Source organism: Novosphingobium sp. SL115 (assembly GCF_026672515.1).
Lineage (GTDB): Bacteria > Pseudomonadota > Alphaproteobacteria > Sphingomonadales > Sphingomonadaceae > Novosphingobium.
Genome location: NZ_JAPPRG010000002.1, coordinates 1324881 through 1344829, shown reverse-complemented (window position 1 = coordinate 1344829; position 19949 = coordinate 1324881). Strand labels below are relative to the sequence as shown.

Sequence of the window (19949 nt, the reverse complement as noted above, 5' to 3'; positions counted from 1 at the left end):
GGATTGCGCGAAAGCGGGTCAACTTTCCAGCAGGCTGTCCCGCCGGGCAAGGCTTATCAATCGCAACCCGTGGGCGCGCGCCTGATCGACCGCCAGAGTTGACGCCGCCGAAATGGTGACCAGCAATGGGCAACCGGCGATCACTGCCTTTTGCACCAGTTCAAAACTGCATCGTGCGGTCAGCAGGATGAAATGGTCACCCACGGCAAGGCCCGCCCGCGCCGCTGCGCCCAGTAATTTGTCGAGCGCGTTGTGACGGCCCACGTCCTCACGCACCAGCAGCACCCTGCCATCAGGCCCGCACAGCGCCGCCGCGTGGGCCGCGCGCGTTGCCTGCCCCAACACTTGCAATTCGCCTAGCGTATTCGCCGCACTAAACACAGCGGCGGGTTCGACATCGATCTGCGCTGTGACCAGTGCCAAAGGCCGCAAGACCTGTTCAAGGCTTTCGATCCCGCATAGCCCGCAACTGCCTTCTGCCAGACGCAGCCGGGCGCGTTCCAGCAGAGGTGCAGCACCGCTGGCGGCAAGTTGCACGCGCAGCATCCAGCCGCCTGCATCAACAGGCATGGCATCAGCGGAAAGGAACTGATCTGCCGATGCAATTAATTGTTCGGAAAGGCAAAAGCCCAGTGCGTAATCAGTCAGGTCCGTGGGCGTTGCCATCATCACGGCATAGCCGATACCATTGATCTCTATCGCAATCGGCGCTTCTTCGGCCAGCGCGCGATGGAGATCGCGGGCAGGCTGACCATCGGCAAAATGTTCGCGGAACGCAAAGTCCCGCGCGCCTTCAACCGGCATCTGAACCATGCACCTGCGGATCGGTCGCGCGCGTTTGCGGTGCGGGAATGCGCCCCTGCGCAATCCGCGCCATCGCCTCTGCCGCGATCGGATCAAGCTCTGCCGAACGTTCGGCCAGCAGCATATCGATCATGCGCGGGGTCCAGAAGGCGACGATATGGTCCGTAACCGAAGCCACGGGGCGATCATCCAGCGCCATGTTCCGCGCAATCTGGTTGGCCATATAGGCCAGCTTTTCCGCTGTCTGCCCGCTCATTCCGCAGGCTCCATCGCCGTTCCTGCAATCCGCCGTGATCGGGTGGCCTGCGCCTCATAGTCTTCCTGCCACTCGCTCGGCCCATTGCTGGGCGTCACCTGCACGGCGGTCACCTTGTATTCGGGGCAATTGGTGGCCCAGTCCGAAAAGTCGGTGGTGACGACGTTGGCCTGCGTGGCGGGGTGGTGGAAGGTGGTATAGACCACGCCCGGCGCCACACGATCCGTCACCAGCACCCGCAGCGTGGTTTCGCCCGACCGACTGGCAAGGCGCACCCAATCGCCGCTGTTCACACCCCGGTTTTCGGCATCGGTCGGGTGCATTTCCAGCACGTCTTCAGCATGCCAGACGGTGTTGGCGGTGCGGCGGGTCTGCGCCCCGACGTTATATTGCGAGAGGATGCGCCCCGTGGTGAGCAGCAAGGGGAAGCGGGGACCGGTGCGTTCGTCCGTGGGCACATAGTCGGTCACCACGAACTTGCCACGGCCACGCACAAAACCATCGATGTGCATGATCGGGCTACCATCGGGCGCAGCATCGTTGACCGGCCATTGCAGCGACCCTTCAGCATCGAGCCGGGCGTAGTTCACGCCCTTGAACGTCGGCGTCAGCCGCGCGATTTCATCCATGATTTCGGATGGGTGGGTATAGTTCCAGTCCAGCCCGATGGCGCGGGCCAATTCCTGCGTCACCTGCCAGTCTTCGAGTCCCTGCCCCTTTGGCCCGTTGATCGGCTCCATCACCTTGCGCACTGGCTGAATGCGGCGTTCGGCGTTGGTGAAGGTGCCGTTCTTTTCAAGGAAAGTGGAGCCGGGCAGAAAGACGTGGGCGTAATTCGCCGTTTCGTTCAGGAACAGGTCGTGGACGATCACGCATTCCATCGCGGCAAGGCCTGCTGCGACATGCTTGGTATCAGGGTCGGACTGAAGAATATCCTCACCCTGAATGTAGATCGCCTTGAACTGGCCGTCGGTGGCGGCATCCAGCATGTTGGGAATGCGCAGGCCCGGCTCTGGGTCAATCGGCACACCCCATTCGGCTTCGAACAGCGCGCGGGTGGCTGCGTCTGACACATGGCGGTAGCCTGACAATTCGTGCGGGAACGAACCCATATCGCACGCACCCTGCACGTTGTTCTGCCCGCGCAACGGGTTTACCCCCACCCCGCGCCGGCCGATGTTGCCGGTGGCCATGGCAAGGTTGGCAATGGCCATGACGGTGGACGAACCCTGGCTGTGTTCCGTTACGCCCAGACCGTAATAGATCGCGCCGTTGCCACCGGTCGCGTAAAGCCGCGCCGCACCTCTGATTGCATCGGCATCGACACCGGTAACCGGACCAAGGAATTCAGGACTGTTGCGTTCCTGCGCCACAAATTCGGCCCAATGCTGGTATTCGTCCCAGTCGCAGCGTTCGCGGATGAAGTCTTCGTCCGCCAGCCCTTCAGTTACGATCACATGGGCCAGCGCGGTCAGCACGGCGACATTGGTGCCGGGACGCAGCGGCAGGTGGAAATCCGCCGCGATGTGCGGGCTGCGCACCAGATCGGTGCGGCGCGGATCGATCACGATCAGCTTTGCGCCCTGGCGAATGCGCTTCTTCATGCGGCTGGCAAAGACCGGGTGGCCGTCGGTAGGGTTCGCGCCGATCACCAGAATGACGTCGCTGTCTTCGACGCTGTCGAAATCCTGCGTGCCCGCCGACGTGCCGAACGTGGTCTTGAGGCCATAGCCGGTGGGCGAATGGCAGACGCGCGCGCAAGTGTCGACGTTGTTGGTGCCAAACCCTGCGCGGATCAGCTTCTGGACAAGGAAGGTTTCCTCGTTCGTGCAGCGGCTCGATGTGATGCCGCCCAGCGCGTTGCGGCCGTACTGGTCGCGGATGCGGTTGATCTGCCCCGCCGCATACCCCAGCGCTTCGTCCCAGCTTACTTCACGCCAGGGCTGGTCGATGCTGTCGCGGATCATTGGCGAAAGGATACGTTCCTGATGCTGGGCATAGCCCCAGGCAAAGCGGCCCTTGACGCAGGAATGGCCCCGATTGGCCTTGCCGTCCTTCCACGGCACCATGCGGACAAGCTGTTCACCGCGCATTTCGGCGCGGAAGGTGCAGCCCACGCCGCAATAGGCGCAGGTGGTGACGACCGCGCGTTCGGGCTTGCCGATCTCCTTGACCGCCTTTTCCTGAAGCGTCGCGGTGGGGCAGGCCTGCACACAGGCACCGCAGCTTACGCATTCGGAGGAAAGAAACGTGTCGGACGCCAACCCTGCCGAAACCTTGCTGTCAAACCCGCGCCCTTCGATGGTCAGCGCCAGCGTGCCTTGCACTTCATCGCATGCGCGCACGCAGCGCGAACAGGCGATGCATTTGCTGGGATCAAAATCGAAGTAAGGGTTTGAAAGATCAGGCGCCGCGCCAAGATGGTTCTCACCCGAATAGCCATAGCGCACATCGCGCAAGCCCACTTGCGCAGCGGTGTCCTGAAGTTCGCAATCGTTGTTGGCGCTGCAGGTCAGGCAATCGAGCGGGTGGTCTGAAATATACAGTTCCATCACGCCCTTGCGCAGCTTTTCAAGGCGCGGAGTCTGGGTGTGGACCTGCATTCCCGGCGCAACCGGCGTGGTGCACGATGCGGGCGTGCCGCGCATCCCGTCAATTTCCACCAGGCACATCCGGCACGAGCCGAACTGCTTAACATTGTCGGTGGCGCACAGTTTGGGGATCGAACCGCCGGTGATCGCCGCTGCGCGCATGACCGTGGTGCCTGCAGGAACAGTAACTTCGCGCCCGTCAATGGTGCAGGTGACGGCCACATCGCTGTGGACTTCCGGAGTGCCGAAATCGGCCTGACGTTCATAACCCATGGGATCGCCTCTCCGCAGACTCAAGGTCTGCCGGTGTATTGATATTATCAGGATTTTCGCTGAATTGCACCGCCCGCGCGCCAATACTTTGCGCAAACGCCCGCATCGAATGGCGGCTGTCGCTTTCCAGCAAAGCGTCCAGCGCAGCCGATGCGCTGGCAGGCCAAAGCCCGATCACCGGCTGACTTTCGCAATAGGACGGCGCGGGCGAAAGCTGGGCCAGTATGTCATCACCCAGCCCCACGCTGTCGACCGAACAGGTCAGCACCGCTTCGTAGCCCGCATCGCGGGCATGGTGCAGCGCGGCGGCGATGCCGCCCAGCGGCCCCATGTCGGCATGTGGCCAGTCGGGCAAAGTGGGTGCAGGCGCGGTTTCGCGGCCCACCACGACCACGGCATCGCAAAGGCCCTCCAGTGCCTCAACCGCGCGGGACAGCAGCGTGCGCCCGCCCAGTTCGGCCAGCGCCTTGTCGCTGCCAAAGCGGGTGGACCGGCCACCGGCAAGGACCGCGCCAAGAATCATTCCGCCCCGAAATCCTCAGGAAAATGCTTGAGCGCCGACAGCACCGGATAGGGCGTAAACCCGCCCAGCGCGCAGAGCGAGCCGAACTTCATCGTTTCGCACAGGTCTTCCAGCAGGGTGATCTCATCCGCCAGCGTGCGTTCAACCTTGCGGGCGTTGTGCATCTGGGGCAGCGCTTCCACCGCGTCGGGCTGGCGACCAGACCGCGCGCGGATGCGATCCACCACTTCCACTCCGCGCGTCGATCCGATGCGGCAGGGCGTGCATTTGCCGCAAGATTCCGCCGCGCAAAAGGCAAAGGCAAAGCGGGCCTGCGCGCTCATATCCGCCGTATCATCGAACACGGTAATCCCGGCATGGCCGATCAGACCGTCAGCAGCGGCGAAGGCTTCGTAATCGAAGGGCAGATGGAAATCTGCTGGCGGGTGATAGGCGCCCAGCGGCCCGCCCACCTGCACCGCGCGCACCGGGCGGCCCGATGCCGTGCCGCCGCCGATGTCATTCACCAGTTCGCCCAATGTGATACCGAAGCCGACCTCGAACAGACCGCCATGTTTTACATTGCCTGCAATCTGAATTGGCATGGTGCCCCGAGAGCGACCTAAACCTACCTGAGCGTACTCTGTCGCCCCTTGGGCAAGGATGAACGGCACCGCAGCAAGCGTGAGGACGTTGTTGACGACGGTGGGTTTGCCGAACAATCCTTCCAGCGCCGGAAGCGGCGGTTTGGCCCGCACTTCGCCGCGTTTGCCTTCCAGCGAATTGAGTAGCGAGGTTTCCTCACCACAGACATAGGCGCCCGCCCCGATACGGATTTCCACCGCGAATGGCGCGATCAGTTGGGCGCAAGACCTTACCGCTTGCTCCATCTTCTCAATGGCATGCGGATATTCACTGCGGATATAGACATAACCCTTCTGCGCACCGACGGCGTGGGCAGCAATCGCCATGCCTTCGATCAGCATGAAAGGATCGCCTTCCATCACCATACGGTCGGCAAAGGTGGCACTGTCGCCTTCGTCGGCGTTGCAGACGATGTATTTGGTGTTGGCCGGCGCCTTGGCCACCGTGGTCCATTTGATGCCTGCGGGGAAACCCGCCCCGCCCCGGCCCCGCAGGCCGGATTCGATGACTTGCGCGATGGTGGCTTCCGGGCCGATTTCGCGCGCTTTTGCCAGTCCTTGCCAGCCACCATTTGCCGCGTAATCGTCAAGGCTTAAGGAACGAGTCTTCCCTGCGCGCGCAAAAGTGAAGCGCTGTTGTTTGGCAATAAATGGGTGATCCGAGATTCGGCCAATGGCTTTAGGCGAGGTTCCGCCCAGCACCGCCGCCACATCGCCCGCATCGAGCGGCCCGAAGCCCTGCCCGTCGATCTCCACCAGCGGTTCCAGCCAGTGCATGCCCCACGATGACACCCGTTCGACCGTGCAGCCTGCATCCGCAAAGGCCAGTGCCACGTCGTCCGCCCCGCATGCCAGCGCCAGCGCATCGTCGGAAATCCGCACCACACTCATGCCAGCGCCTCCACCAGCGCGCCGAGCTTTGCCGCATCAAGCCGTGCGTGGACCGTGCCGCCGACCATCGCATTGGGACCGACCGAACACAGGCCAAGGCAATAGACCGTTTCAATCTTCACGCGGTGATTCTCCGCCAATCCATTGGCCAGCGCCTCAACCCCGCGGGCCTGACAGGCTTCGGCCCGGCACAGCTTGAGCACCGGGCGGGGGTCCGGTTCGGCATGGAAATCGTGATAAAAGCTGACCACGCCATGCACCTCGGCGCGGCTAAGATTCAGCGCAATTGCGATGGCTCGCTCTGCATCTTCCGACACGTAGCCGTATTCGGCCTGAACGTCGTGCAGAATGGGCAGCAGTGGCCCTTCACGCCCGGCGTGGGCGGCGATGATCTGGTTCAACCTCTCCATGACCGGCAGAATACTCCGATGTTCTTTTGTAAGCAACACATACAAATATGCCGCTGAGCTTATCAAGCGTGTCCTGACCCAAAGGACAAGGAATGACCAGTGCGCTGGCGGCAATATAGCATCCCTTGCGGGCAACGCCGCATGCGTTCCGCCAAGTGAAATGCAAAGTCCGGCTTCGCAGCTTTGCGAATTCACTTGAGCATGTATCTCTGATTTGGGTTAAGGGCTGCCTGAGATATCAGATTCCGAAGGACGAACGCCGTGCAAGATACCCTGCTCCGCCAGCGCGAAGAGACTGCCCCCACCGGCGTCCGCACGGACTGGACGCGCGAGGAAATCGCCGCGCTGTTCGACCTGCCGTTCACGGAACTGGTGTTCCGTGCGGCAGAGGTCCATCGGGCGCACCATCGCGCAGGCGAGGTGCAGCTTTGCACGCTGCTGTCGATCAAGACCGGCGGATGCCCAGAGGATTGCGGATATTGTTCGCAATCGGTGAAAGCCGATGCGGGCGTCGAAGCGACCAAATTGATGGAAGTGCAGAAGGTGCTGCAAAGCGCGGCACAAGCCAAGGACAACGGGTCCAAGCGGTTCTGCATGGGCGCGGCTTGGCGCAACCCCAAGGAACGCGACATGCCCGCGATCATCGCCATGGTGAAGGGCGTGCGCGAAATGGGCATGGAAACCTGCATGACGCTGGGCATGCTGACACCGGGGCAGGCAAGCCAACTGGCCGAGGCCGGGCTGGATTATTACAACCACAATATCGACACCTCACCTGAACGGTATGAAGAGGTCATCACCACCCGCACCTTTGCCGACCGGTTGCAGACGCTGGACAATGTACGCAGCGCCGGGATCAACGTGTGTTCGGGCGGGATTGTGGGCATGGGTGAAACGCGGGCCGACCGGGTGGGCTTTGTCCATGCACTGGCCACGCTGGAACAGCACCCTGAAAGCGTACCGGTGAACGCGCTGGTGCCGATCAAGGGCACGGTGCTGGGCAATATGCTGGCCGACACGCCGCTGGCCAAGATCGACGATATCGAATTCGTCCGCACCGTAGCCGTAGCGCGCATCACCATGCCGCTGTCGATGGTGCGCCTTTCTGCCGGGCGCGAAAGCATGTCTGAAGCAACGCAAAGCCTGTGCTTCATGGCCGGGGCCAATTCGATCTTCACCGGTGACAAGCTGCTGACCGCCGCCAACGCTGGTGATGATGCCGACGCGGCGATGTTCAAGCGCCTTGGCCTGAAGCCGATGGAAGGCGAGGAACCGCTGCGCGCAATGAAGGCCGTGGGCGGCTGTTCAGGCGGCTGTGCGGCCTGATGGCACAGGCCTCCACCCGCACCACGTCGCTGTGGTCGGCGCATACCGCCGATCTGGCGGCGCTGGGCGAAAAGGCGCGGTTGCGTTCGCTGGTGGCGCGCCGTGGGGTGGACTTCGCCTCGAACGATTACCTTGCCATGTCGTCATCCCCCCGCCTTGCGGGCGCGGTGCAGAATGCGATTGCGCGCGGGGTGCCGCTGGGTTCGGGCGGATCGCGTTTGCTGCGCGGCAACGACCCCGAACATGAACTGCTGGAAGAAGAGGCCGCACGGTTCTTTGGCAGCGAAGCCGCCCTGTTCTTCTCCACCGGTTATGCCGCCAATGCGGCACTGCTTTCCACCCTGCCCCAGCGCGGCGACCTGATCGTTTATGACGAACTGGTCCATGCATCGATGCACGAAGGGCTGCGGCTGACGCGGGCGACATCGGTCAGCGCTGCCCACAACGATGCGCAAAGTTTTGACGATGCGGTCCACGAATGGCGGCAGGCAGGCAACACCGGGCGTGTGTGGCTGGCGTTCGAGACGCTCTATTCGATGGATGGCGACATGGCCCCGGTGGCTGATCTTGCCGCCATTGCTGCGCGCCATGATGCGGTTATGTTCATTGATGAAGCCCACGCGACCGGCGTGTTCGGCCCGGATGGGCGCGGACTGGCCGCACATCTGGAAGGGCGGCCCGATACCATCGTGCTACGCACCTGCGGCAAGGCGATGGGATGTGAAGGCGCGCTGGTGCTAGCGCCGCGTGTGGTGCGCGATTTTCTGGTCAACCGGGGCCGTGCGTTTATCTTTTCCACCGCGCCGTCGCCGCTGGTCTGCGCCGCCGTGCGCGAAGCGATCCGCATGCTGGCCGACGAACCTCAAAGACGCGGCGAGCTGCGTGATCTGGTGGCCCATGCCGAGCGTGTGCTTGCCCCGCATGGCGCAACAGTTACCGGATCCCAGATCCTGCCGCTGATCCTGCACGAAGATGCCCGCACCATGGCCGTTGCCGCCACATTGCAGTCGCAGGGTTTCGACGTGCGCGGCATCCGCCCGCCTACCGTACCGCAAGGCACCAGCAGGTTGCGCATATCGCTGACGCTGAATGCCACAACGCAGGATGTTGATGCACTGGCAGAGGTGCTGCAAGGCACGTTGCGGTGAACGCATTTGTCGTTACCGGAACCGATACGGGCATTGGCAAAACGGTGTTTTCCGCCGCGCTGACTGGAGCCTTGCAGGCGCACTATTGGAAGCCGGTACAAGCCGGACTGGATGACGGGGCCGACCGTGACTGGGTGGCGCAGCTTTCCGGTATCGATCCGGCAATGGTTCTGCCCGAAGCCTATCGCCTGAACACGCCCTGTTCCCCCCATCGCGCGGCGGAACTGGACGGTTTGGTCATTGATGTGGCGAAGCTGGCCCTGCCAGAAGCGCGCCCGCTGGTGGTCGAAGGCGCAGGCGGCGCGCTGGTGCCGGTGACACGCGGCACGACTTATGCCGATGTCTTTGCCTGGTGGGGCCTGCCGGTGATCGTGGTGGCCCGCACCGCGTTGGGCACAATCAACCATTCCCTGTTGACCTTCGAAGCCCTGCGCGCGCGCGGCGTTGCCATTCATGGCGTGGCTTTTGTCGGCGATGCGAACGAAGACAGCGAAGCCACTATCTGCGCGATAGGCGAGGTCAAACGACTTGGGCGCCTGCCGTTACTTGACCGGCTGGACGCCCAAAGCCTTGCGATTGCTTTTGCCCGGAATTTCCGTCTGGAAGACTTCGCTTAATCCTCAAAGATCGCCACAGCGCGGGTCCAGCCTGCGGACGCGCCTTTGATCTTGTGAGGGAAGCAGCTGATGGTGAAGCCGCTGGGGGGCAGGACTTCAAGGTTGTGCAGCTTTTCAAGGTGGCAGTAGCCGATGTCGCGGCCTGCCTTGTGGCCTTCCCAGATCAGCGAGGTATCGCCGGTTTCCTTGACCTTTTCGGCGGTGTGGGCGAACGGCGCGTCCCAGCTCCATGCGTCGGTGCCGGTCACCCGGATGCCGCGCGAGGTGAGATACATCGTCGCTTCGTAGCCCATGCCACAGCCGATATTGACGAAGTTGGGATTGCCCACTGCCTTGCCCGCAGCGGTGTTCACCAGCACGATTTCCAGCGGTTGCAGTTCGTGGCCGATGCGCTTCAGTTCGTCTTCAACATCCTGCGCGGTGACGACATAGCCATCGGGGAAGTGCCGGAAATCGAGCTTAACGCCGGGCTGGAAGCACCATTCAAGCGGCACTTCATCAATGGTGATGGCCCGCTTGCCACCGTCCATCGTAGGGTGGAAATGCCACGGTGCATCAAGGTGCGTGCCGTTATGCGTGGTCAGTGTAACCTTTTTCTGCCGCAGCGAAACCGGCAGCATCGGGCAGATCTTCGGCAGTGACGCCGGGAAAGAAGTGCCCCAGTTCGGTGATGGTTTCACCGTGCTGCTGGTATTCGATGTGCGGACGCATGAACGGGGGATCGGTGACGACCTCGTTTTCGAGATAGATCGACAGGTCGACAAAACGGCGGCTCATGCGGTTGCTCCCCCCAAGGTTTCTGCGAACCAGTCGGCAATGCAGTCACGGCCATAAGCCATGTTGTCTGCTCCGACGTGTTCGACGCCGCCTTCACGGGCGGTGAAGATCACCTTCTCGCGCCGGGGAGCATTTATCAACTGGTCGTAGAGATCGTCGGCATACGTCACGCTGATCTGGCGATCGTTCGCGCCGTGGGTGACGAGGAACGGCACCTTGATCCGGTCCATATGGCCGTTGAGGTTCATGTCCTCTGACTTGGCCAGAAATTCGTCCATGTCGGCAGCGCCGAACGCCCACATGACATGCGCCCAATAATGCGGAACGGGGTTTTCGCCTTCGCGCTTCATGCGCTTGTCCTGCACTTCGCGCCAGTTATGGTTGGCACCCCACACTGCGCCAGAGGCGAAGCGGGGTTCATAGGCGACAGCGCGCGGAGCGAAGTGACCACCAAGGCTGATACCAGTCATGCCGATACGCTTGGAGTCAACGTCCGCCTGTGCTTCCAGCCAGTCCACGGCTTTACTGGCCCAGCTTTCGCTGTGGGGATCGACCGGCAAATCCTGTAGGCGCAGTGCCTCGCCCGAACCCGGCTGATCGACGCAAAGCGTGGAAATGCCGCGACGGGCCAGCGCTTCGGGCAGGCGCGACCAGTAGAGCAGTTCCTTGCAGCTATCGAGACCGTTGCAATAGACCACCACCGGATGCGGCCCCGGCCCCGCTGCGCGGGTATAGAGCGCGGGCATGGTGCCCGATTCCAGCTGAATTTCGACACGTTCGCGGTTGATCTTGCCAAGGGCAGTCGAACGATCAAACGCTTCGCGCGCCTTCGCGTAAGTTTCCTTGCGGCCGGGTGCGCCGTGGCCTTGCATGCGTTCGGCGACCAGCAGATAAAGCGAGGCACGCTCCAGCTTGTTCGAAGCCGAGAACAGGCGGCCGCGTGCTTCATCTTCGGCGGCAAGGTCGATCAGCTTGTCGCCCATCGCCGACCATTGCTTCATGAAATGCGGCGTGCCCGCATCGCCGCCATTGGCAGCTGCATCGATGATCGGCTGGCACATGTCGACGATTTCGCCGATCAGTCCGCCGCTTTCCATGGCGATGGAAACCGACAGGTTCCAGATGTAGTTGGGGAACGGTTCGTAAAGCGCCATGGTTCAGGCCTCCACTACCTGAAACAGGCCGGGATTGGCGTGTGGGTGCGGCAGGGTCTGCGGGCCACCGGTGCCAATGCCCCATTGGTCCATGACCATGGGGGCAGGGGTGTGGACCTTGTACTGGTGCGTGTCGAAATCGACCTCTTCCAGTTCCGAAGTATATTCGGTGACGAAACCGCCCGGCGTGACGAAATAGCTGAAAGTGTTATTGCCTGCGGTGTGGCGGCCCGGACCCCAGCCGATGTCGATGCCCTTGAGCTTAAGACGGTGTGCGCCGCGCATCATGTCATCAACTGAGAGCATGTCATAGGCGACGTGATTGAGGCACGGCGGCCCCGGCAGAATAGCAATGCGGTGATGCGCCGAATTACAGCGCAGGAAACACATGAAATCGCCCAGCCAGTCGGACACCTTGAAGCCCAGCACGTCGGTAAAGAACTTCACCGCTTCCTGATGGTTGGGGCTGTGCAGCACGATATGGCTGATCTTTACCGGCACGCCTTCCCAATGCGCCAGATCGCGGCTGGGTCCACGCGCGACATCGCTGGAAATCTCGAACAACAGTCCATCGGGCGAGAAGAAACGGAAGCCGTAGCCGCCGCCGGGCGAGGCGAGTTCGGCAGGTTCGCTGGCTACGCGGCAACCGGCAGCTTCGACCTTGGCGCGCAGCGCGTCGACATCGGCGCGGGTGCCTGCTGCAAGTGCGATTACATCGACACGGTTCTCGTCAGCTTTGCGCAACTGGACGATGTGGTGTTCATCGTGCCCCTGCGATTTGAACCACGCTTGCCCTTCGGCTTCGGCAACAGGTTCAAGGCCCCAGACATCGGCGTAAAAGGTCTTTTCTGCGTCGAAGTTTTCGACGCCATATCCGACATAGCGGATTTCGGTGACGCGGCTCATAGGATATTCCTTAGCGATTCAAAGCGGTTGCGAGACGACGCCGAACATTTCGGCAGTGGCCTTGTGATTGTCGACCGGAGGGCCTTTGCCCAACTGGCCGTTGCAGATGGCGAGGCTGCTTTCCACGATGTAGCGGCAGCGTTCATAGCGGCGGTCGCGATAGGCGTTCAGCGCGGCTTCGACGCTGCTGTGGCGCCCCAGTTCTTCGGCCAGCACGATGGCGTCTTCAATCGCCATGCCCGCGCCCTGCCCCAGATGCGGCGTGGTGGCGTGAACGGCATCGCCCAGCAGGCCAACGCGGCCTTTGCTCCAGGCGCCGTGCACCATCATGCCTTCCAGCGGGCGATAGACCACGCCTTCGTCATCGGTGATCTGTTCGCCCAGTTCGCGGATCTGGGGCGAGCAATTGGCGAGCTTGCCACGCATGGCAGCCGCAATGCCTTCTTTGGGATACCACGGCTTATCGGGTTCGGGTGTGGTGACGTACATATACATCACGTCCGCGCTCATCGGCACAAGGCCGACGCCTGTCGGGCCGTTGTATACCTGAAGCGCGTCAAGCCCTTCCATACGCGGGAAGTTGTAACGCCACACCGCCTGCCCTGTGAACTGCGGCTGCTCCGCTTCGGGAAGGATGGCCGCACGGGTCTGCGAATAGACGCCATCGGCACCGATCACCACATCATAGCTGCCAGTCGAACCGTCTGAAAAAGTGACGGCAACCTTTGCGCCATCGTCGACAATGGTTTCGGCGGTAAGGCCAAGGCGCAAGTCGGTGCCCGCAGCCTTTGCGCTATCGCCCAGCACTTTTTGCAGGGCACGGCGACCAATGCCGACATTGGCAGGCTTGCCTTCGACAAGGCGCGGCGAGGGTACGCGGGCGACCTTGGTGCCATCTGGCGTGAAGATTTCAACCGCGTCGAAACCGCAGGCGGCATCCAGGAAGGTGTCGAGCACGCCAAGCTGGTCCATCGCGCGGATCACGTTCGATTGCTGAATGATGCCAACACCATAGACCGACCATGACGGATCGCGTTCAATCGCGGTTACGCGGTGCCCCTTGCGCGCCAGTGCAATGGCTGCGGAAAGGCCGCCGATACCGGCTCCGATAATCAGGATATCCAGATTTTCCATAGCGATGTGCCGCGCCCGCCAAAGCGGCCCGCAGGCTTCTCCCTTGATATGCTTGATGTCAGCCGAACGCTTACGGCGTCCCACCCATACATGAAAGCAAGTATTATTTATGCCATTTCATTCACAAGGTGAATGAAATGCGCAGCATGCGCGGGCGCTTGACAGCCTTGCCTCAAGGCGAGATACAATTTAAGAATAATCGTTCTAATAATCGCCGCCACATGGGATTGGCGAAGGGAGATTCGATGACGAGCCATTCCACAGGCTACCGGCAACCGGGTGTTGCGCAGGGCCTAACCATCGTTCTCACCGGGTTTTTGCCGATCATCGCCATCGTGTCGATGTTTCCGGCAGTGCCCGCGCTGATTGCCCATTTCTCCGACGATCCGTCGGCTGCGACCAAGGTTCCCGCCATGGTTTCTGCTCCGGGCCTGTCCATCGCCATCCTTGCCCTGTTTGCCGGGCTTATGGTCGACAAATTCGGTCGTCGTCCGCTGCTGCTGATTTCCACCGCGTTGTATGGCGTGGTTGGCGTGGCTCCGATGTTCCTTGACAGTCTGGACCATATCTTCGCCTCGCGCCTGTTGCTGGGCGTGGCCGAAGCGGCAATCCTGACCACGGTGAACACCCTGATCGGCGATTACTGGGACGAATCCGGCCGCCGTCGCTGGCTGTCGATTCAAGGCGTGCTTGGCCCGTTCTTTGGAAGTGCGGTGATCTTCACATCAGGTTATCTGACCGCGATGAGCTGGAATTCGGTGTTCCTGATCTACACCGTCGGGTTCCTTGTATTCTTCGCCATGCTGGCGTTCATATATGAACCCGAAAGCGATGATACCGCCCGCAAGATGCTGGGCATCGGTGCCGAAGCCAGCACCCCGTTCCCGTGGAAAGGCGTATCGCTCTTCGGTCTCGTCACGCTGATGGGCGGCATTCTGTATTACGTGTTCATCATCAATGGCGGCATCGTGTGGCAGGAACTGGGCGTATCCGACCCTGCTGAAATCGGCCGTTTGACCACCATTCCCAGCATGTTCGTGATTGTGGGCGCGCTGATTTTCTGGGGCACCGGACGATTTGGCCCGCGCATTCAGCTTACCGTCTTTCTGCTGCTGCTGGGCACGGGCCTTGCCGTGATCGGCATGGCAGACGACTGGAAGGGCATGGTGGCTGGCATGGCGCTGCAACAGACCGGTGCCGGAATGGCCGTGCCCGCGCTGATCGCATGGGCGCAAAGCTATCTGCCGTTCGAACATCGCGGGCGCGGCATGGGCGTGTGGACGTCGGCGTTCTTCTTCGGCCAGTTCATCTCGCCCCTGCTGGTCAGCGCCGCGCGCGCATCGGCAGGATCGATGCAGGGTGCGTTCGTGATTGCGGGCGTCGTCGGCATCGGCATTGCCATCATCACCTGGTTCATCGTCACGCCGCGCCAGCCGCAGGCGGCCGAAGCCTGAATTAAAGGAAACTCCAGTGCCTTCAAAAATCAAACGCGGCGTAAGCCTCTATTCCTTTCAGGAAGAACTATTCCTTGGGAAGATGACCGTGGAGGATTGCGTGTCCTTCGCCGCGTCCATCGGCGCGACCGGCATAGAAATCCTGCCTGAACAGAACATGCCAACCTTCCCCAACCTGTCAGACGCGCAAGTGGATGACTGGAAGGCGATGGTCGCGCACCATGGCTGCCACCTTTCGGCCTATGACATGTTCCTTGATACCAAGGTCCGCAAGGACCGACTGATGACCGATGACGAACAGGTCGAAAGCATCGTCCGCGACCTGAAGCTGTGCAACCGGCTGGGCATCAAGAACATGCGCGTGCTGGTGTTCGTGCGGCCCGATATTCTGGGCCGCTGCGTGCCCTATGCCGAGGACCTGGACGTCCACATGGGCGTCGAGGTTCACGCACCATGGCACATGGAACATGCGTGGATTCTGCGCACCATCGAAGAGGCGGACCGGCTGGGCACAAAGCATCTTGGCGTGCTGCCCGACATGGGCATCTTCATGAAGCACTACCCGCCTGCTTTCCGCGCGCGCTTTGAACGGCAGGGCGCGCGCCCGGAAGTCACGCAATTCATCGTGGATCAGCATGAAGCCAAGATCATGGCTGAATACACGATCTATGAGGTGGCCGTGAAGATGCAAGGCAACAAGGCCGAGATCGCCATGGCCGAAACGCTGCGCCATGCCCCTTATGCCAACCCCAAGCGGCTGGGCGATTATGCCCCCTATTTCCACCACATTCAGGCCAAGTTCTATGAAATGAACGAGGACTGCACCGATCCGTCGATCGCCTATGACGAAGTGATCGATGAACTGGTGCGCTGCGGCTGGGAGGGCACGCTGTCCAGCGAATACGAAGGCAATCGCTGGATTCAGGACGTCCATGAAGTGGACAGCCGTGAGCAGGTGCGCCGCCAGCATGTGATGTTCGAACGCCTGATCGCGCAGGCTGAAGCCAAGCACGGAGTTGCAGCATGATCCGCTCGGCTCTGACTTACGGAGTGGCGCTGGCAGTTCTCGCGCTGGCTCCGTCGGCGCTGGCACAGGGAGGCCCGGCGCCCAGCACCGATACGATGGCCGCGCCCGCACAGCCCGGCGCCATCGCCCTGCCCGCACCCGACGGTCCCAACCGCGAAGTGTGGCACCGCGATAACGGGCAGGTCGCCGTCCGCAATGTCACCCACGCCACGCTGACCCCAGTCCTGCCGGTGGGCGGCGGCACGGGCGCCGCAGTGATCGTGGCACCGGGCGGCGGTTTCCTTGGCCTTGCCATCGAGAAGGAAGGCTGGGACGTGGCCCGCTGGTTCGCCAACCACGGCGTGGCGGCCTTCGTGCTGAAATACCGTGTGCTGCCAACCCCTGCATCGCAGGCTGAATTTTCCGACAAGCTATCGCGCATGCTGAAAGGCGAAAAGACGGATATGGCTCTGCCGGACGACACTCCGGCAGAAGCGCTGGCTGATGGACTTGCCGCGCTGCGCCACGTCCGCGCCCATGCAGCGGAATTCGGTGTTGATCCTACGCGGATCGGCTTCATGGGCTTTTCCGCAGGCGGATTCCTGACCCGCAGCGTGGTGGCCAATGCCGGGGCGGACATGCCGGCCTTTGCCGCACCGATCTATCCCAACATGCGGCCCATGGTCGTGCCTGATAACGCCCCGCCGATGTTCGTGGCGATTGCGGCCGACGATTTTCTGATCGGCATGGCCGGCGGACAAACCGCGCTGATCGACAGCTATCGCAAGGCCGGAAAGCCTATCGAGTTCCACCTCTTCCAGCGGGGCGGCCACGGCTTTGGCATTGGCAACGCTGCCGATACCAGTTCGGGATGGCCGGACCTGATGCTGCGCTGGCTTGATGTCAACGGCCTGCTCAAAGGACGCAAGTGATGTTCGACAAGTATCTGATTGATCCCGCAACAGTCCGCAACATCGGCCCGGCTGATGCGCCCGCTGGCTTCGCATTTGAAGCCAAGCTCGGCTATTATCGCGGCCTTGGCCTGTCGATGATCGAAGAACTGAACGTCGGGCTGGACGGTGAAGTTCTGCCCCGCGCCGCTGTGCGTTTCGACGAAGGCCCTGGCCCGCTGACGCTGGACGAGATGGAAACCGCGTTCGACCGCCGCTGGGCCTTCGGCACGCCTGCCACCATCCTTGTCGAATACGCCGGCGGCTTCCCCACGGGTGACCACAAGCTGTCGCTTCAGCAGAAACTGCGCGTATCCTATCTGCCTTTCCCGGCGTTCAACAACGACGAAAAGATGGTGGAGGTGGCATGATGCGGCGGGTCATTGCCCTTGTCGCGCTGGCGCTGCTGGGCAATGGCCCAGCCGCACCTGACAACCGCAAGATCATGGAAGATTTCGCGCGGCGGTTCTATGTCGAACGCGATGTGAAGGGCGCGTTCGAAACTTATGTCGCGCCTGATTATATCCAGCACAACCCTGGCGTGCCCGATGGCCGCGATGCAGCGGTGGCGCTGTTGCAGCCGATGTTCTCGGACCGCACCCGCAGCTTTGAAGTGCGCAAGATTCTGGTCGATGGCGATCTGGCGGCAATCCACATCTTCGCGCGCCCCAACCCGGAGGCCCGCGGCGCGGCAGTGGCGGACTTCTACCGGTTGAAAGACGGCAAGATCGTGGAGCACTGGGACGTGATCCAGCCGATCCCCGAAAAGTCCGCCAACCCGCACCCGATGTTCTGAAATCAGGCAAGCACCAGCCCGCCAGCCCCTGCCGTTCGTGTCTCGACTACGCTCAACACGAACGGCGCGCTGATGCGCTATTGTTCTGCTACCCCCGCTTCTGCCCGGCGCAATTGCATCATGCGCCGCCGCACGCGGATGGCACCTGCGTCCGATGGCAGGATGACGGGGCGCATGTCCCAGAAGTCCGTCTCGCCCATCGCTTCCTGCTGGGCGTGCAGTATGGGATGGTCTTCTTCCAGAAACGCCTGTTCCAGCAACGCAAACGCTTCTGGCGTGGGTTCGTGGGTGTAGAAATAGTGGGTGGATGTTGGAGTGGCCGGGGTCAGGATGTGCGGATCGGCCATGGGCGGCACGACCATTTCCGTACGGTTTGTGCCCGACCGGGCCAGCCCGATAAACAGCGCAAGGCATGATGGCGCCTGCCAGCGCATGTGCAGCCATTGGTCGATCAGCGCACCTTCGGGCAGCATGGGCACGGCCCAGCTTGGCGGTGTGGAATCAGGCATGGTCCAGTTGTTCCAGATTGCGCCGTCATCATCCTGCACAACCTGATGCTGGCCGTGTGACAACAGCGATCCATTCACGCCAAAGCTATCCTTGTGGATGAATTCCGCGTGGCTCAGATCCATCAGATTGTCGATGACCAGTTCATAGCTGGCATCCATGGTCAGATGGCCGCGGTGCAGCGGACGGTCGTGGTCCAGAAATGCATAGTCGGGGATCAACGCCGGATCGGCCTTGTCCGCATCACCGGGCCAGAACCACACGCCAGTATGCTTCTCGACCACTGGCAGAACATCGACCCTGGCAATATCCAGCGGCTGCCCGGTAAAAGGATTGTGCGCGCAAGCCCCGCTGCCATCGAAGGCAAGGCCGTGATACCCGCAGCGCAGCGTGTCGCCATCACGCGCACCCCGGCTGAGCGGCACAAAGCGATGCGGGCACCTATCAGCCATCATCACCAGATCGCCATCTGCCTTGCGCCAGATCACCCATGGCTTGTCCAGAAACCGGCGGGCCAGAAATCCGCCGTCCGGCACCTCATGGCTCCAAGAGGCCATATACCAGGCATTGCGCAAAAAGGCGGTCACGGTCATTCTCCCCAGATGACGAATCAAATAAACCAATTGGTTTCTTTATAATGATATCGGGTGAAATGAAAAGCCCCGTCAGCCGCAAGCCCGAAGTGGTGCGCGCGCGCATTCTGAATGCGGCGCAGGCAGAATTCATGGCGGAAGGTTTTGCCGGCGCTTCTACCAACCGCATTCTGGAACGCTTTGGCGGGTCGAAACCCACGATGTTCCGCCATTTCCCTACCAAGCGCGACCTGTTCGAAGGCGTGGTGGCGCGAATTGCCGCGCGCTGGCGTGAAGCACTGAATCTGGACGATGTGGACCGGCATGATCCGCAGCCATGGCTGGAAGCCTTCGCCACGCGCGCGCTGCATTGGATACTGACCGACGAGAACATTTTCGTAGGCCGCATGGCCATTGCCGAAGGGCACCTGTTTCCCGAAGTGGGCGACACGTATCGCGCTCTGGCGGTCGATCCGCTGAATGCACTGCTGGCCGCGCGGTTGCGCGACTGGACAAGCGGCGGGCTGATCGCCTGCGATGACGCCGAAGCCTTGGCGCTGTCGTTCTTCGACCTGACCATATCAGGTATGGTCAGCCGCAGGCTCTATCGCGTCGATGCAGATCTGGATGCAACAGCAATGGCGCACCATGTAAAACGCTGCGTGGGCCTGTTTCTTGATGGATGCCGTCTTGCGGCCAGATAATCACGCCTTCAGGGACTGTTCCTTGATCGGCTCCATCACCACGAAGGTTGATGTGTTCGACACATGGGGCAGAGTGGATATCTTTTCGCCCAGCACCATGCGGAAACGGCGGATATCGGCGGTGCGCACTTTCAGCAGGTAATCGAAGTTGCCTGCGATCATGTGTGCTTCCTCGATTTCGGGAATGGCCATGACACCGCGATTGAACTCAGCCAGCGCCGCCTCGCGCGTGTCGGACAGCTTCACTTCGGTAAAGGCTACATGATCCAACCCCAGCCGGGCCATGTCCACCACGGCGCGGAAACCGCGGATCACCCCGTCATCCATCAACCGCTTCAGCCGCACCTGACAGGGGGTTTTGGACAACCCCACCTTTTCCGCCAGTTCGGTTACGGGCATCCGCCCATCACCCGACAGAAGATCGATGATCCGTCGATCAAAATGGTCAAGTTGCCTTTCACCTGAATTCATTCCCATATTTTACGCAGTCATTTCGCCAAAATAAAGGTAATTCACCCACATCCCTG

22 protein-coding genes are annotated in these 19949 nt (G+C 61.6%); 9 read left to right on the top strand and 13 right to left on the bottom strand.

Annotated features, from left to right (window positions below):
• Positions 1-18: 18 nt before the first annotated feature.
• The 6 genes from fdhD to OVA07_RS07980 are packed head-to-tail and all read right to left on the bottom strand — an operon-like array spanning position 19 to position 6371.
• Positions 19-813, bottom strand: coding sequence for a formate dehydrogenase accessory sulfurtransferase FdhD (gene fdhD, locus OVA07_RS08005; protein WP_268170926.1), 795 nt, complete (start codon positions 811-813; stop codon positions 19-21).
• Positions 794-1060: a formate dehydrogenase subunit delta gene (locus OVA07_RS08000; RefSeq protein WP_268170925.1), complete on the bottom strand. Its 267-nt coding sequence runs from the start codon at positions 1058-1060 to the stop codon at positions 794-796. Before OVA07_RS08000 ends, fdhD begins: the two co-directional genes overlap by 20 nt.
• Complete coding sequence (gene fdhF, locus OVA07_RS07995) at positions 1057-3924, bottom strand: formate dehydrogenase subunit alpha (RefSeq protein WP_268170924.1); 2868 nt, start codon at positions 3922-3924, stop codon at positions 1057-1059. Before fdhF ends, OVA07_RS08000 begins: the two co-directional genes overlap by 4 nt.
• A complete protein-coding gene (mobA, locus tag OVA07_RS07990; RefSeq protein WP_268170923.1) occupies positions 3914-4447 on the bottom strand; it encodes a molybdenum cofactor guanylyltransferase in 534 nt (177 codons plus the stop codon). Before mobA ends, fdhF begins: the two co-directional genes overlap by 11 nt.
• Positions 4444-5961 (bottom strand): NADH-ubiquinone oxidoreductase-F iron-sulfur binding region domain-containing protein, encoded by a 1518-nt coding sequence (locus OVA07_RS07985; RefSeq protein WP_268170922.1) that lies wholly within the window; start codon positions 5959-5961, stop codon positions 4444-4446. The genes mobA and OVA07_RS07985 overlap by 4 nt, the downstream gene beginning before the upstream one ends.
• The gene (locus OVA07_RS07980; protein WP_268170921.1) at positions 5958-6371 is read right to left on the bottom strand and encodes an NAD(P)H-dependent oxidoreductase subunit E; all 414 of its coding nucleotides are present in this window, start codon (positions 6369-6371) and stop codon (positions 5958-5960) included. The genes OVA07_RS07985 and OVA07_RS07980 overlap by 4 nt, the downstream gene beginning before the upstream one ends.
• A gap of 261 nt (positions 6372-6632) precedes the next feature.
• Here OVA07_RS07980 and bioB point away from each other — a divergent pair, with 261 nt between their 5' ends.
• The 3 genes from bioB to bioD are packed head-to-tail and all read left to right on the top strand — an operon-like array spanning position 6633 to position 9462.
• Entirely contained in the window at positions 6633-7697 is a 1065-nt protein-coding gene (gene bioB / locus OVA07_RS07975; RefSeq protein ID WP_268170920.1) for a biotin synthase BioB, read from the top strand.
• Positions 7697-8845 (top strand): 8-amino-7-oxononanoate synthase, encoded by a 1149-nt coding sequence (locus OVA07_RS07970; RefSeq protein ID WP_268170919.1) that lies wholly within the window; start codon positions 7697-7699, stop codon positions 8843-8845. Before bioB ends, OVA07_RS07970 begins: the two co-directional genes overlap by 1 nt.
• Positions 8842-9462 carry a dethiobiotin synthase gene (gene bioD, locus OVA07_RS07965; protein ID WP_268170918.1) on the top strand — a complete coding sequence of 207 codons (621 nt, stop codon included), beginning with the start codon at positions 8842-8844 and terminating at the stop codon, positions 9460-9462. Before OVA07_RS07970 ends, bioD begins: the two co-directional genes overlap by 4 nt.
• Here the strand turns inward: bioD and OVA07_RS07960 are convergent.
• The 5 genes from OVA07_RS07960 to OVA07_RS07945 are packed head-to-tail and all read right to left on the bottom strand — an operon-like array spanning position 9459 to position 13433.
• On the bottom strand, positions 9459-10082 hold the full coding sequence (locus OVA07_RS07960; RefSeq protein ID WP_442789629.1) for a cyclase family protein: 624 nt from the start codon (positions 10080-10082) through the stop codon (positions 9459-9461). The two genes, bioD and OVA07_RS07960, sit on opposite strands and share 4 nt — an antisense overlap.
• Complete coding sequence (locus OVA07_RS19145) at positions 10033-10239, bottom strand: hypothetical protein (RefSeq protein ID WP_442789628.1); 207 nt, start codon at positions 10237-10239, stop codon at positions 10033-10035. The genes OVA07_RS07960 and OVA07_RS19145 overlap by 50 nt, the downstream gene beginning before the upstream one ends.
• On the bottom strand, positions 10236-11393 hold the full coding sequence (locus OVA07_RS07955; RefSeq protein WP_268170917.1) for an alpha/beta hydrolase family protein: 1158 nt from the start codon (positions 11391-11393) through the stop codon (positions 10236-10238). Before OVA07_RS07955 ends, OVA07_RS19145 begins: the two co-directional genes overlap by 4 nt.
• A gap of 3 nt (positions 11394-11396) precedes the next feature.
• Positions 11397-12299 (bottom strand): VOC family protein, encoded by a 903-nt coding sequence (locus OVA07_RS07950; protein WP_268170916.1) that lies wholly within the window; start codon positions 12297-12299, stop codon positions 11397-11399.
• 18 nt (positions 12300-12317) lie between these two features.
• The gene (locus OVA07_RS07945) at positions 12318-13433 is read right to left on the bottom strand and encodes an FAD-dependent oxidoreductase (protein WP_268170915.1); all 1116 of its coding nucleotides are present in this window, start codon (positions 13431-13433) and stop codon (positions 12318-12320) included.
• A gap of 245 nt (positions 13434-13678) precedes the next feature.
• Between OVA07_RS07945 and OVA07_RS07940 the strand changes: the two genes are divergently transcribed.
• From OVA07_RS07940 to OVA07_RS07920, 5 genes are read left to right on the top strand one after another with little or no spacing between them, the layout of a single operon-like run.
• Positions 13679-14887 (top strand): MFS transporter, encoded by a 1209-nt coding sequence (locus OVA07_RS07940; RefSeq protein ID WP_268170914.1) that lies wholly within the window; start codon positions 13679-13681, stop codon positions 14885-14887.
• Between the two features lie 16 nt (positions 14888-14903).
• Positions 14904-15914 carry a sugar phosphate isomerase/epimerase family protein gene (locus OVA07_RS07935; RefSeq protein ID WP_268170913.1) on the top strand — a complete coding sequence of 337 codons (1011 nt, stop codon included), beginning with the start codon at positions 14904-14906 and terminating at the stop codon, positions 15912-15914.
• A complete protein-coding gene (locus tag OVA07_RS07930) occupies positions 15911-16825 on the top strand; it encodes an alpha/beta hydrolase (protein WP_268170912.1) in 915 nt (304 codons plus the stop codon). The genes OVA07_RS07935 and OVA07_RS07930 overlap by 4 nt, the downstream gene beginning before the upstream one ends.
• Positions 16825-17214, top strand: coding sequence for a C-glycoside deglycosidase beta subunit domain-containing protein (locus tag OVA07_RS07925; RefSeq protein WP_268170911.1), 390 nt, complete (start codon positions 16825-16827; stop codon positions 17212-17214). The genes OVA07_RS07930 and OVA07_RS07925 overlap by 1 nt, the downstream gene beginning before the upstream one ends.
• Positions 17211-17639, top strand: a complete 429-nt coding sequence (locus OVA07_RS07920) for a nuclear transport factor 2 family protein (protein ID WP_268170910.1) — start codon at positions 17211-17213, stop codon at positions 17637-17639. Before OVA07_RS07925 ends, OVA07_RS07920 begins: the two co-directional genes overlap by 4 nt.
• Positions 17640-17716: 77 nt before the next feature.
• On the opposite strand, the gene OVA07_RS07915 is transcribed toward OVA07_RS07920, so the two are convergent.
• A complete protein-coding gene (locus OVA07_RS07915; RefSeq protein ID WP_268170909.1) occupies positions 17717-18733 on the bottom strand; it encodes an aromatic ring-hydroxylating dioxygenase subunit alpha in 1017 nt (338 codons plus the stop codon).
• Between the two features lie 65 nt (positions 18734-18798).
• Here OVA07_RS07915 and OVA07_RS07910 point away from each other — a divergent pair, with 65 nt between their 5' ends.
• Entirely contained in the window at positions 18799-19422 is a 624-nt protein-coding gene (locus OVA07_RS07910) for a TetR/AcrR family transcriptional regulator (RefSeq protein ID WP_268170908.1), read from the top strand.
• Here the strand turns inward: OVA07_RS07910 and OVA07_RS07905 are convergent, their stop codons facing one another.
• Complete coding sequence (locus OVA07_RS07905) at positions 19423-19893, bottom strand: Lrp/AsnC family transcriptional regulator (RefSeq protein WP_268170907.1); 471 nt, start codon at positions 19891-19893, stop codon at positions 19423-19425. It abuts the gene before it with no gap.
• Positions 19894-19949 lie beyond the last annotated feature (56 nt).

What these genes read in the sequence shown, in the direction of transcription:
- fdhD (WP_268170926.1), bottom strand. Translation starts at nt 813, where the DNA reads ATGGTTCAGATGCCGGTTGAAGGCGCGCGGGACTTTGCGTTCCGCGAA.
- OVA07_RS08000 (WP_268170925.1), bottom strand. Translation starts at nt 1,060, where the DNA reads ATGAGCGGGCAGACAGCGGAAAAGCTGGCCTATATGGCCAACCAGATT.
- fdhF (WP_268170924.1), bottom strand. Translation starts at nt 3,924, where the DNA reads ATGGGTTATGAACGTCAGGCCGATTTCGGCACTCCGGAAGTCCACAGC.
- mobA (WP_268170923.1), bottom strand. Translation starts at nt 4,447, where the DNA reads ATGATTCTTGGCGCGGTCCTTGCCGGTGGCCGGTCCACCCGCTTTGGC.
- OVA07_RS07985 (WP_268170922.1), bottom strand. Translation starts at nt 5,961, where the DNA reads ATGAGTGTGGTGCGGATTTCCGACGATGCGCTGGCGCTGGCATGCGGG.
- OVA07_RS07980 (WP_268170921.1), bottom strand. Translation starts at nt 6,371, where the DNA reads ATGGAGAGGTTGAACCAGATCATCGCCGCCCACGCCGGGCGTGAAGGG.
- OVA07_RS07970 (WP_268170919.1), top strand. Translation starts at nt 7,697, where the DNA reads ATGGCACAGGCCTCCACCCGCACCACGTCGCTGTGGTCGGCGCATACC.
- OVA07_RS07960 (WP_442789629.1), bottom strand. Translation starts at nt 10,082, where the DNA reads ATGCTGCCGGTTTCGCTGCGGCAGAAAAAGGTTACACTGACCACGCAT.
- OVA07_RS19145 (WP_442789628.1), bottom strand. Translation starts at nt 10,239, where the DNA reads ATGAGCCGCCGTTTTGTCGACCTGTCGATCTATCTCGAAAACGAGGTC.
- OVA07_RS07955 (WP_268170917.1), bottom strand. Translation starts at nt 11,393, where the DNA reads ATGGCGCTTTACGAACCGTTCCCCAACTACATCTGGAACCTGTCGGTT.
- OVA07_RS07950 (WP_268170916.1), bottom strand. Translation starts at nt 12,299, where the DNA reads ATGAGCCGCGTCACCGAAATCCGCTATGTCGGATATGGCGTCGAAAAC.
- OVA07_RS07945 (WP_268170915.1), bottom strand. Translation starts at nt 13,433, where the DNA reads ATGGAAAATCTGGATATCCTGATTATCGGAGCCGGTATCGGCGGCCTT.
- OVA07_RS07940 (WP_268170914.1), top strand. Translation starts at nt 13,679, where the DNA reads ATGACGAGCCATTCCACAGGCTACCGGCAACCGGGTGTTGCGCAGGGC.
- OVA07_RS07930 (WP_268170912.1), top strand. Translation starts at nt 15,911, where the DNA reads ATGATCCGCTCGGCTCTGACTTACGGAGTGGCGCTGGCAGTTCTCGCG.
- OVA07_RS07925 (WP_268170911.1), top strand. Translation starts at nt 16,825, where the DNA reads ATGTTCGACAAGTATCTGATTGATCCCGCAACAGTCCGCAACATCGGC.
- OVA07_RS07920 (WP_268170910.1), top strand. Translation starts at nt 17,211, where the DNA reads ATGATGCGGCGGGTCATTGCCCTTGTCGCGCTGGCGCTGCTGGGCAAT.
- OVA07_RS07910 (WP_268170908.1), top strand. Translation starts at nt 18,799, where the DNA reads ATGAAAAGCCCCGTCAGCCGCAAGCCCGAAGTGGTGCGCGCGCGCATT.
- OVA07_RS07905 (WP_268170907.1), bottom strand. Translation starts at nt 19,893, where the DNA reads ATGAATTCAGGTGAAAGGCAACTTGACCATTTTGATCGACGGATCATC.